Origin of the sequence: Bacteroides sp. D22 (genome assembly GCF_000163675.1) — a bacterium.
Taxonomy (GTDB): Bacteria; Bacteroidota; Bacteroidia; order Bacteroidales; family Bacteroidaceae; genus Bacteroides; species Bacteroides xylanisolvens.
In genome coordinates, this window is record NZ_GG774795.1 from 50,632 (window position 1) to 61,288 (window position 10,657).

General features: G+C 43.9%; 11 protein-coding genes and 1 riboswitch. Of the genes, 5 read left to right on the forward strand and 6 right to left on the reverse strand.

The annotated features are described in order from the left end of the window. Positions 1 to 256: 256 nt before the first annotated feature. The 5 genes from HMPREF0106_RS24010 to HMPREF0106_RS23990 form a co-directional block, all read right to left on the reverse strand. Positions 257 to 1,660: an MFS transporter gene (locus tag HMPREF0106_RS24010; RefSeq protein WP_008026570.1), complete on the reverse strand. Its 1,404-nt coding sequence runs from the start codon at positions 1,658 to 1,660 to the stop codon at positions 257 to 259. Between the two features lie 235 nt (positions 1,661 to 1,895). Beyond that, positions 1,896 to 2,354 carry an anaerobic ribonucleoside-triphosphate reductase activating protein gene (nrdG, locus tag HMPREF0106_RS24005; protein WP_009038695.1) on the reverse strand — a complete coding sequence of 153 codons (459 nt, stop codon included), beginning with the start codon at positions 2,352 to 2,354 and terminating at the stop codon, positions 1,896 to 1,898. 194 nt (positions 2,355 to 2,548) lie between these two features. Further along, positions 2,549 to 4,942 (reverse strand): anaerobic ribonucleoside triphosphate reductase, encoded by a 2,394-nt coding sequence (locus HMPREF0106_RS24000; protein ID WP_004313429.1) that lies wholly within the window; start codon positions 4,940 to 4,942, stop codon positions 2,549 to 2,551. A gap of 31 nt (positions 4,943 to 4,973) precedes the next feature. Beyond that, positions 4,974 to 5,163: riboswitch (cobalamin riboswitch) on the reverse strand. A 287-nt stretch (positions 5,164 to 5,450) separates the two neighbouring features. Then, a complete protein-coding gene (locus tag HMPREF0106_RS23995) occupies positions 5,451 to 6,311 on the reverse strand; it encodes an Rpn family recombination-promoting nuclease/putative transposase (RefSeq protein ID WP_009038696.1) in 861 nt (286 codons plus the stop codon). 581 nt (positions 6,312 to 6,892) lie between these two features. Then, positions 6,893 to 7,405, reverse strand: a complete 513-nt coding sequence (locus HMPREF0106_RS23990) for an HU family DNA-binding protein (RefSeq protein ID WP_009038697.1) — start codon at positions 7,403 to 7,405, stop codon at positions 6,893 to 6,895. A gap of 350 nt (positions 7,406 to 7,755) precedes the next feature. Between HMPREF0106_RS23990 and HMPREF0106_RS23985 the strand changes: the two genes are divergently transcribed. Next, a complete protein-coding gene (locus HMPREF0106_RS23985) occupies positions 7,756 to 8,028 on the forward strand; it encodes a DUF4248 domain-containing protein (protein WP_009038698.1) in 273 nt (90 codons plus the stop codon). A 340-nt stretch (positions 8,029 to 8,368) separates the two neighbouring features. Here the strand turns inward: HMPREF0106_RS23985 and HMPREF0106_RS23980 are convergent, their stop codons facing one another. After that, positions 8,369 to 8,851 (reverse strand): hypothetical protein, encoded by a 483-nt coding sequence (locus HMPREF0106_RS23980; protein ID WP_009038699.1) that lies wholly within the window; start codon positions 8,849 to 8,851, stop codon positions 8,369 to 8,371. A gap of 242 nt (positions 8,852 to 9,093) precedes the next feature. Between HMPREF0106_RS23980 and HMPREF0106_RS23975 the strand changes: the two genes are divergently transcribed. The 4 genes from HMPREF0106_RS23975 to HMPREF0106_RS28180 form a co-directional block, all read left to right on the forward strand. Continuing rightward, positions 9,094 to 9,438, forward strand: a complete 345-nt coding sequence (locus tag HMPREF0106_RS23975) for an SH3 beta-barrel fold-containing protein (RefSeq protein ID WP_008770759.1) — start codon at positions 9,094 to 9,096, stop codon at positions 9,436 to 9,438. A 17-nt stretch (positions 9,439 to 9,455) separates the two neighbouring features. Next, positions 9,456 to 9,659, forward strand: a complete 204-nt coding sequence (locus HMPREF0106_RS23970) for a hypothetical protein (RefSeq protein WP_225480697.1) — start codon at positions 9,456 to 9,458, stop codon at positions 9,657 to 9,659. Between the two features lie 108 nt (positions 9,660 to 9,767). After that, on the forward strand, positions 9,768 to 10,460 hold the full coding sequence (locus HMPREF0106_RS23965) for an HNH endonuclease (RefSeq protein WP_009038701.1): 693 nt from the start codon (positions 9,768 to 9,770) through the stop codon (positions 10,458 to 10,460). A gap of 75 nt (positions 10,461 to 10,535) precedes the next feature. After that, the coding region (locus HMPREF0106_RS28180; protein WP_198138542.1) for a transposase family protein at positions 10,536 to 10,657 on the forward strand (122 nt) is incomplete at its 3' end.

A 10,657-nucleotide genomic window follows, 5' to 3' on the forward strand; every position in this document is an offset into this window, starting at 1 on the left:
AGAACAGGTATTCACTCCTCTCTCATCCGGGATACTTTTTTTATAGTTGCTTGCCTTTAAATTTTCTAAATCTTCAACATCTTTTTTTTCTTTCCAAATCCGTTTCATCCAACTTGGGTGAAGGCACTGTGCACGTTTTAATATAATCGCCCTCCTGACAGGTATAATTGTAGTACACCTCCAGTTCCGGAGTGAGCTCCGCTTTCGGCACCAGCCTCAGTTTATTTATTTTCAATTAGCCTGACTTTATAAGTTCTTATTTTCTTTTCAGAGTGGAAGGCTGCGATAGTCTCAAGCTGCTGACGATAGCCGCCACAACAGCAAATCCACTTCCTACCATAAGGCAGACAGCCGTACTCCGGTCATGAGCGACGAAGCTGAAAAGCAATGCGACCAATGTTGTCCCGGTGGTCTGTCCCAACAGGCGGGCCATTCCCAACATACCACTGGCTCCGCCCGAACGTTGCGTAGGAGCGGAAGAGATAATCGTACTGTTGTTCGGTGTCTGGAACAATCCGAAGCCTGCCCCACACAGCATCAAACGCAGTATGATACTAATATCGGACGACTCGGCAGTCAGACTGGAAAGCGAGAAAAGCCCGACGGCAAACAGAGCCATCCCGACACTTCCCAAGATACCGGGGTGGATGCGCTCGACAAGATATCCTGCCAATGGAGCCGTGACAAGCGTAGCCAACGGCCACGGTGTGAGTAGAAGTCCAGTCATGACTTCGCTGTGTCCCAAAGTGTTCTGGAGGAAAAAAGGCAAAGAAACCATCGCTGTCATTTGTGCTATGAAAGAACAGATGGAAGTCAGGATGGACAGCCGGAAAATCGGAATCCGCAGCAGATCAAGAGGGAGCAGCGGAGTGGTCTGCGTCAGTTGCCGGCGCACGTAGTAGGTACCGACCACTGCCAACACAATCAGTTGAATGAAAAGGAAGTCCATTTTCTCATGGTGGGCAAATCCGTCCAGCGTGTAAATGAGCAGACCGAAAGTGACCGCATTCGCGATGGCACTGATGTAATCGAATTTACGTTTCGTACGCTCCTCCTGTCGTGGCAGATGTTTGATGCCAAGAAGCAATGCAGTGAGTCCCAACGGCACATTGATGGCAAACAACCAGTGCCAACTGGCAATGGAAAGAATACCGCTCGCCACAGATGGTCCAGCGGCAGCCGATATGGCGACTACCATTGCATTGATCCCCATCCCCCGCCCGATCTGGCTCTTCGGATAGATGTAACGCAGCTGTGCCGTATTCACACTAGTGATGGCGGAAGCGCTGAACCCTTGAAAGATACGGGCAACCGTCAAAGTCCAAAACGAATCGGACAAGGCACAGATCAATGAAGTGACGCAAAACAGTCCGATGCCCGAAAGAAAGACTTTCCGGTAACCGATGATTTCACCCAAAGCGGAAAAAGACAGTAACGATATAACGATGGCCAGCTGATAGCCGTTGATAATCCAGGTGGTTACAGCGGGAGAAGTCCCAAAATCATGCGAAAGTGTAGGTAGTACGATATTGACGATGTTAATATCCAGTACTGACATACAAAGAGCGAAGCCGACAGACACCACCGCCCAAATACGTTTAGGCATTGGCAAGCCATCGGTCTCATCGTTTTTTTGAGTTGGATTTATTGATTGTACCATAAAAACTTATTCTTGTAAGTAGTCGTTTATTTCTTCACCATCAAGCAGACACAAACACAGACGCAAGCCCCACCGGCTACCAAAAAGCGCCGCGTTACTCTGTGATGAAAAATGATTCACTTGGTTTCGTAAAGGTAAACAAAACAACGGTACAGGTGTTTTTGTTTCCTTTGAAAAATAAGTTTTTTTAGTGCTCAACTACTGAATTCAACTTACTCCAAATGTCGAATTACATTTACTTCAACTTCAAAATCCGCTGATTACTGCTTCCCCTGAACTCCAGATATGGAGAGAAAAGAGCCTGTTCGAAGCGTCCGTCCACCAATACATCAATATAATCAAGAGCGGCACTCAAACGAGGCTGCGCCTTAATTTCTTCGTATGTGTATCCGGTGTAGCACCACACGTTCATCCCTGTTTCCTCTTTCACCCGTTTCAGTAAAAGCAGGAACGCTTCCGGATGAAAAAACGGATCACCGCCGGAAAAAGTAACGCCGTCCAACAAAGGATTCGCTTTGATTTCACGAATGATGGACTGTATTTTCTCCTCCGTCAGTTCTTCTCCTACTCCCGGATTCCAACTCTCCGGGTTGTGGCAACCGGGACAATGATGGGAGCAGCCGGCAAGATAAATAGAAAACCTGATACCTTCACCGTCAACAATCGTTTCAGAATAAGTTCCTAGTAAATTCACTTCTTTAATAGCTAATGAAAAATGAAGATTTGAGAATGGATGATAACCATATAAATGTGGAATAAATACTCGTTACAGAACAGTACAAGATGAGAGTAACGTGCTGCAAGCAATAACCGAATAATGGATAATGAACCGTAACGCTTTCATCAAGCACCGTTCATTATCCATTCATCAATTATCAAACATTTATTCTACAAATGTTTTACACGGTCCTTCTCTTCTGCCCGCTTGGCAGAGTTCCAAGAGCTTAAATCGCCCGTCAGATAACCGGTGATACGGCGCATACGGAGAATACTTTCACTCTGGCATACAGGGCATTTATCGAAGATAACTCCCTTGTAACCACAGTTATGACAAGTGTCTACCGGGTGATTGATAGAGCCGTATCCAATTCCTTCGTCGTGCATCACTTTCACAATCTTGGCAATGGCACGCACATTCTTCTGCGCTTCACCGTCCAGCTCCACATACGTGATGTGTCCGCCGCGCGTAATAGCGTGGAACGGAGCTTCACGCTTGATTTTCTCAACGATGCTGATCGGTTCTTTCACGTCTACGTGGAAAGAGTTGACATAATAGTCGCGATCTGTCACTCCGGGGATTTTTCCATATTTCCGGCGGTCCATTTTCGTGAAACGTCCCGAAAGTCCTTCGGCAGGAGTAGCCAGAACGGAGTAGTTCAGGTTATATTTCTCTTTATATTCGTCTACCACTTTATTCATTTCCATCACCGCTTCATACAGCGTGTCCCATGCTTTCTGGCTGTGTCCGTGACCTTGTCCGTAGAGAGCCACCATCGCGTTATGCCCGCCGATAAATCCGATCCCCAGTGTACCGCTGCGCAAGGCGTCTCCTACCTGTTCGTTCGGATTCAGTTCGCCGCCGCCTTTCCACACATTATTTCCCATCATGAACGGGAACTGGCGTGCCAGGGCCGTACGCTGATACTGATAACGTTCGTAAAGCTGGTCGGCTACGAGCGCGGACATTTGGTGTACGGATTCGATGAAAATTTCTTTTGCCTTTTGTTCGATGGCGTCCTTGTTGCGTTCATCCTCTACCAGATTTTCCGCTTTGATACGGGCTTCGATAGCCAGTCTTGGCATATTCAGTGTGGTGAACGAAAGATTGCCACGTCCTAAAGAAGATTTTTCTCCGGCCACATTTTCAAAAACACGGGTACGGCAGCCCATTGTTGCCAGTTCGTAAATGTAACGCTGCGGATCGTCGGCTTTCCATTTCTCGTTCTTGTTGAAAGGTGTGTCGAGGAACATGAAGTTCGGGAACAACGCTTTCGCAGTAGTCTGGCAAGCCTTTAATAACAAGTCGAAGTTGGGAGCCTCGTAACTGTCGGTCATTGCCTCTTCGATGTTCTCCGCTTTCATTGCTTTCTCAAAGTCTTTCTCCGAGTAAGAAACGCCGTCTTTCACCTTGAATATCTGGATGGGGAATACGGGCACTTCTCCTCTGGTGCCGAGGCCTTCAATGGTAGCTTTCAGCAGTTCTTCGATCACCATGCGGCCTTCAGCAGAAGTGTCCGTTCCGTAGTTGATGGAACTGAATACCACTTGGTTACCGCCACGAGAATGCATCGTGTTCAGGTTGTGGATGAATCCTTCCATTGCCTGATGTGTATCTTTACGGGTCTGCTGGTAGGCTTTTTCGACGATGCGGGCAAGGTGTTCTTTATCTATAATGATCTGTAAAGCGACCAGAGCGATGCGCAATGTTTCGCGTTCGGCCTCGGTGGACTTGATAGACGGAAGGTATTCTTTAATCAACGTGCGGATGGATTTTTCATCGGCCTGATTTCCGTTTTCCATAGCCACATAGAAGTTGATGAACGATGCCAGATGCTTGCGGAAAGATTTGGCCACTCCTTTTGCCATGAAGAAATCGAAAGCCGGAATCGCCTGTCCGCCATGCTGCTCATTTTGGTTGGTCTGAAAGATGATGGTAGCCAGCGTAGCATAGCTTTGGATGCTTTGCGGGGTGCGGATGCTACCGTTCTTTGTGCGGAAACCGCGTTCAAAGAGGTCATCCATATCATATTGGATGCAGGTTGTCGTCTTTGTCGGATAATAATCCAGGTCGTGGATGTGAATGTCTCCCAACTGGTGCGCTTCGGCAAAACGTTTCGGCAACAAGTATTTATAGGTATAATCTTTAGTTACTTCGGAAGCGAACGTCATCATCTGTCCGGCAGGCGTGTGACTGCTCATGTTGGCGTTGCTCAAATTGACATCGTTCTTGTCGATAGCCACAATACCGTCCATCACCTGTTTCATCTGGGTTTTCTTATCACGCTCCGTATTCCGCCATTCGCGATAGATGATGTATTTCTTCGCTACTTCCGGCCGCACTTTCATCAACGACTTTTCTACCAAGTCTTGAATCTCTTCTACGGTGATCGTGGGGGTAGCAAACTGACTGATAACATTCATGGTGATGTCAGCAACCAACTGCTGCTCATCCTGAATTCCACTTGCACTGAATGCTTTACTGATTGCATTCTTAATCTTACTGATAGAGAAATCTTCTCTTTTACCATCACGTTTGATGATACAAATTTCCGCGTAGTTCATAACTTTAACTCCCGAAAGCATTAATAAATTAAAAATAGAAAATCTCTTCGGCAGGTCTTCTGACTTATCCCTCCCCCGCAACACCTTCCCACACCGGCATCGATGCAGTGGCCTATTGTGCGGATTCTTAGAGAATTACAGCAGCGGGTACTGTCGCTGATTTGCACAGCGTTCCCTCATTGACTAAACCTCTTTTTAGTTCCGAAACCGGATACAAAGATAGGAGATTATATCATAGCTTGGTTAGCTTTTAACATTAAATTTCGGGAAACTTTTCTTTCTCGCTGATACAGAAAGTTTTCCAAAACGGAAAACTTTTTTCTGATTTTAACGTGGATAATATTCCAAATCCGTTTATTTCACCCCAAAGACATATATAGTTTTTAGATACTTTACTCTTAGCGAAAAAAGGATGTGTTAAAAGTCTCCACAACTATCTTTTGCTTCATAAGTTATAGACTATTTTTTCACTTTCGACAAGCCTTTCTTCCCAATGGAATGAAAGAAATTATAATTTTTCTATTTCTTCTTTCGAAAGCCCGGTAGATTTCATAATAATATCGTCAGCCACACCTAATTCTTTCAAATTACGAGCTGTTTCTTCTTTACCTTTTTGCAAACCTTTCTGTAATCCTTTTTGTAAGCCTTTCTGTAAGCCCTTCTGTTCAGCAAAGTCCAACGTATTAAAATAATCGTTATAAACTTTCCATTCTTCTTCATACTGGGCTCTTTCCTCCTGGGTCATATTTGCTTTGGAAGCCAACTTTTCAAGTCGCTCGAAGACGGCCTTGCGAGCCTTGAAAGGCATCCGGTCAAGTGTATCCATATGCTTTAGTATATAAATCCAGCGTTCAAAATCATTTTCACATTCATCCTCTTCTTTATTGAAATTCGGCAGTTCGATAAAAATCTGCCGGAACTTGTTGCTGAAGAGCTTCCCCGTATCCCTGTCAGAAAGAACGATATCCGTTCTGATTTTAGAGGGCATATCCTTATCCATCACGAAATTCATGAAGAACACTCCGTACACGGCATCCAACTGGAAGTTCCAAACTCCCCTTTTCGCTTGCTGCGTAATGGCCCTAGAAAGATAGAAGAGGGCACGATCTTTAAAATAAGGCTGTTCCCGGTTCTGCATTTCTACGATAATACGTTCACCGGTATCGGTTACGCAATAGATGTCGTAGATAAGACCTCGTTCTGTTTTTACTTCCGGCGGCTGTTCGTTGTTAAGGAACCTGATGTCGGTGATTACGTGCTCGCCTACGAGCAAATCGTTCAAGAAGTCGATTAACAACTCCTTTTCTACCTCTCTGCCGAATAAAAACTTAAAGCCAAAATCGGTAAAGGGATTGATAAATCTTCCCATTATATGCTGTGTCTCAATTATAAAACAAAGATAGAGTTTTTTTGTTGAATACGGTCAAGAATAGAAGAAAATAAATGGATACAAAAAAAAGCTGCCTCATTCAGAAATATTTCTGTCTTAAAAAAATTATCATCAAAATTCTCATTTCCGCCATGTTTCCGAAAAAGTATTTTCAGAATACGAAAAAAAAAGAAAAGCTGCCTCGTCCATTCGAGACAGCTTCTTTACTTGCTCCTTACTTATGTTTACTCTATGAGTTGCTACACGTTTATTTTTACTTGTTCCGCGAGCTACGTGCAGACGGCACGTTCTATGTTTTTACGTCATTCCGTTTCATACCTTTTTTTTCAGGTATGCCAAGCCTTTTCCAGCTAGCTAATCCTTTTCTGCCTTGCCGTTTCTCCGGTGGCGGAAACGCAGAACTGCTTCAAGAATATCCAGCAACTTCTCCAATAATAGTCTCATCCGTTTTCTTTTTAAAAGTTAATAATCCGTTTTATGTCCGTTGGGATCCGTTTATATATCCGTTGGGATTTGACTGTCAACCGTCGGTCGTGTCCGGCTGACAGTCAAGTTACCGGTTAAGCTGCCGGGTCCGGCGCTTCTCCGCTTCCACCACCAGGTTTATTATCATCATCCGGTTCTTTGTCAATGACATCGTCGGCCACAAACGAACCCGCTACATCCTTGATGTGCACAAACTCCACCCCGGTGGTCAACGCACGGGTAGCACTTCCGTTGGCGGCACGAGTGTATTCGGGCGTAAACTGGCAACGCAATGAAGTGATCTGCGAACTGCTGACCTTATTTTCCAACTCTACCCCTTTCCCGTTTGCCTTGGCAATCATAGTAAACGTCCCCAAGCCTTCGAGGCGCACCGTGCGGCTATTGAGCAACTGTTCACGCATCACCGACATCAGGTTGCGAATGACGTTATGAACATCACCCGCTGTCAGCGAGGCTTTTTCTGCAATCAATTCCGCCATTTTCTGCGTATTGACCATTTTCCCGAATTTCACCAGACGGGGATAATAAAGTTTCTGTCCTTCCTTGTTGGCAAGCGTTGCCTGATACGGTTTGTAAATTAATGGCATACTTTTTTTCCTTTCTTCTTTTTAATGATTAATGAATAAATTTTATCTGTAACCGATTACGAAGGCAAAAGTATATGAAAGGAAAAAAGCAGAGAAACACGATGTGACAACTCGTCACAAGAACCAACAAAAAGACACAATTTCTACACGAGCTATGCCAACAAAGGCTTCTGTACAAAGCAGAACCACTTGGCATAAAAAAGCGTATCTTCGCATTCACACAGGATAAACTTAAAAGAAACAGATAAGTTCCTGTCACTGATTAATGGCTATTTTTTTAGGAGTAATCCGTGCCTAAATTATGATATAAACGAATTATGAACACCTACTAATAATAGAAAGTACCGACAATGAAAACAGAAACAACAGCAACCTCCGTCAACCCAAAAGAAATGCCGGAGACGGCAAACTCTACCCGCATACAGACTTACAGCAAAAGTCAGCTGGCCACACTTTATCTGCCTCACATACAGTCTGCCTCGGCACGCCGCACCCTCCGCAGTTGGATTGCCCAAAATACGGAATTACAAGCCGCACTCGCCCAAACCGGCTACAGTGAAAAGGCAATCTTACTTACTCCGGCTCAAGTTGGACTATTCTTCAAGTTTTTGGGAGAACCCTAAAAAACAAATACGGTACGGAAAGGAATGAAAATAGAGTGATCTGAATGGATATTTGACATCGTAGTGCCCGAGCAGGATTTCCCTTCAGCATACAAGTAATTTTTTAGACGCGGATGACACGGATTTTTAAAGTTGCACAGCTATTTAAAAATCCGCGTCCGTTATCCGCGTCCGTCATCCACCTCTAAAAGATAAATTCATAACTGGGCAAGAATATCGCCCGAAGCCGCCTTATTCCGAGGGCTCTTCTCCCGACGGTTTCATAAAATCGGCAGTGACCTCCGACAAAAGCCAACAGCAGCCCGTCATCGGTCCATTCCTTCTATTTTCGTCTTTAATTCTACTTTTTATTGTTCCTCTTTCTCCCTATCTCCTTATCTCCTTCCTTTTCCGTAGGATCCTTAACCAGTTTTTTGGAGGTATGAAACCGAATTTCAATGTCTATATGGCAGTCATTATCCACCGTGCAGTCTATATCTGCCGAATCGTCAACAATTAGATTTAAAATTTGACACAACACTTCGGGAAATCCGGGAATAAATTCAGACTCTCCAATGATACAAGCAGAATAATTATGAATAGTTGTCCAATCGGGGATAGGACTCTGACCGTCAAATTTACATTTGCATATACGTCCTATTGAAGAACGCGAACAATTCGAATCGTTCGCCACATAGCCTTCCGGAATATTATTCAACTGTTCTATCTTAAAAATGCGATCCACCACCGCTTTCTTCACATCGTCGTCACTATGACGGACACCGGTTGTTTTACTCTGTTTATCCCTACTTTTTACTTTAAATTTCTTATTTACCATTTTCATAATTTATTTTTATAATATTCCACAAAAGTCCGATATTTCTTTTAACATTTGTGTTCAAGCATGACACATTCGTTCTTATTCCATGAATAAATTCAAATATGGGTCGAATTTTTTAACGCATCGACTCATTCAAGCATGACACATTCGTATCCATTCTTTTTTTATGCGTCAAGCTTGGACAACCTTTACGCAACTCATCTTCTACCTTTGCCACCGTAATCAAAAATAAACCGAATAAGAAAATGACTGAAATCAAAAAGAATCATTCACTTCAACGGATACGGCTTATGAAGCAGGCCGCTGTCATCCGGCAAAGTAATGGCATGAGCCGGCACGATGCACTCGTCACGGCTCACCGGATAGGAAAGCTTATCCGACAAATGCATCACGGAAACGTCTGTTTCCGATATACCAAGCAGGATGGAACCATCCGTCGTGCCACCGGCACACTCATCGGCTACGAACATAGTTTCCGCCGCCCGTACACACCGAAACCGGAGAACACATTTGTCGTCTATTACGACATCGATGCCAAAGGCTGGCGCACCTTTCATGCTGAAAATTTTCTGGATATCGAAGTGGAATGAACCTACAAGAAAAAGGAATGAATCAGCAAGAACGAAAAGAGTGGGAAGCTCTTTGCAGACAGTATAATGTAGACTCCCTGCAAGAAGCGATTCAAGGTTGCCGGGAAGAATTAGAATTTCTCATTCACTGTGCCGAACGGCTCGAACCTCCTACAGAGCAAGATGAAGACAGCAAGAAACGCCGTTTAACACATACAAGAAACGCCGCTTTTCCACACTAGGAAACGCCGTTTAACAGATGCAGGAAACGCCGTTTCTCCTTGCTAAATTCAGAGAAGCGACTATTTTTTAACAGAGTATAATTTTATTAACATTTATCAGTATCAAGTATGGAAAATTGGAGATTTATTGAGGAAAACCCCGACTATATGATTTCAGATCATGGGCGGGTATTGAGCTTCAAAGGCAAATCGAAGTTAATTCTTTGCACCAAAATTATCGGGACCGGTTATGAAACAGTATCACTCCTAAATAAAGGAATTTGTACCGATTACCACGTCCACCGTTTAATTGCAAAAGCATTTATTCCCAACCCGAAACATCTGCCGCAAATAAACCACCTTGACGGAAACACAATGAACAACCACGTGTCAAACCTTGAATGGTTCGATGCATACACCAACACGATGCACGCCATCCGCACAGGATTACGCCCCACCGGAACAGGTTCCCGCAAAACTCCCTGCGCCGTAACGGATGCGAAAGGAATCATTTTACGTGCCTACCCGTCTATGAAAGAAATGGGCAGAGAGGAACGTCTGAAACCGTCACATCAACACTGGCTCATCCTGCAACTGAAACATCCGGATCGTGTATGGCTACATAACCTACGTGCAAGGCAACATCGGGGAAACGATTTCATGAAGGTTCCCTTTGCCAATTCATCGGCTTTATCCAAACTGCCTGTCTTTTTAAACTCATCGGCAATAACGGATACGACTGTACCACCGATTCACGCTCCAGGGTCGACGCATTATATTTTTTACTATCTTACAACTTGTATTTTATTTTTATATTATTGACTATTAGTGTATTATCTATTGTATATGTCGATTATTTTCCTTATCTTTATAAGATATTATAAAACATAAACTAACATGAAAATTGGCATAATTGACCTTTGTAAACAAATAGAAGATCCTAGGATGAACCGCAAAAAAGTACATAAAATGGAAACTATTATCTATATATCCATTGCTGCTGTAATCTGTGGCGCCCC

What these genes read in the sequence shown, in the direction of transcription:
- HMPREF0106_RS23965 (WP_009038701.1), top strand. Translation starts at nt 9,768, where the DNA reads ATGGAAAATTGGAGATTTATTGAGGAAAACCCCGACTATATGATTTCA.
- HMPREF0106_RS23970 (WP_225480697.1), top strand. Translation starts at nt 9,456, where the DNA reads ATGAATCAGCAAGAACGAAAAGAGTGGGAAGCTCTTTGCAGACAGTAT.
- HMPREF0106_RS23995 (WP_009038696.1), bottom strand. Translation starts at nt 6,311, where the DNA reads ATGGGAAGATTTATCAATCCCTTTACCGATTTTGGCTTTAAGTTTTTA.
- HMPREF0106_RS23985 (WP_009038698.1), top strand. Translation starts at nt 7,756, where the DNA reads ATGAAAACAGAAACAACAGCAACCTCCGTCAACCCAAAAGAAATGCCG.
- HMPREF0106_RS23990 (WP_009038697.1), bottom strand. Translation starts at nt 7,405, where the DNA reads ATGCCATTAATTTACAAACCGTATCAGGCAACGCTTGCCAACAAGGAA.
- HMPREF0106_RS24000 (WP_004313429.1), bottom strand. Translation starts at nt 4,942, where the DNA reads ATGAACTACGCGGAAATTTGTATCATCAAACGTGATGGTAAAAGAGAA.
- HMPREF0106_RS23980 (WP_009038699.1), bottom strand. Translation starts at nt 8,851, where the DNA reads ATGAAAATGGTAAATAAGAAATTTAAAGTAAAAAGTAGGGATAAACAG.
- HMPREF0106_RS24010 (WP_008026570.1), bottom strand. Translation starts at nt 1,660, where the DNA reads ATGGTACAATCAATAAATCCAACTCAAAAAAACGATGAGACCGATGGC.
- HMPREF0106_RS23975 (WP_008770759.1), top strand. Translation starts at nt 9,094, where the DNA reads ATGACTGAAATCAAAAAGAATCATTCACTTCAACGGATACGGCTTATG.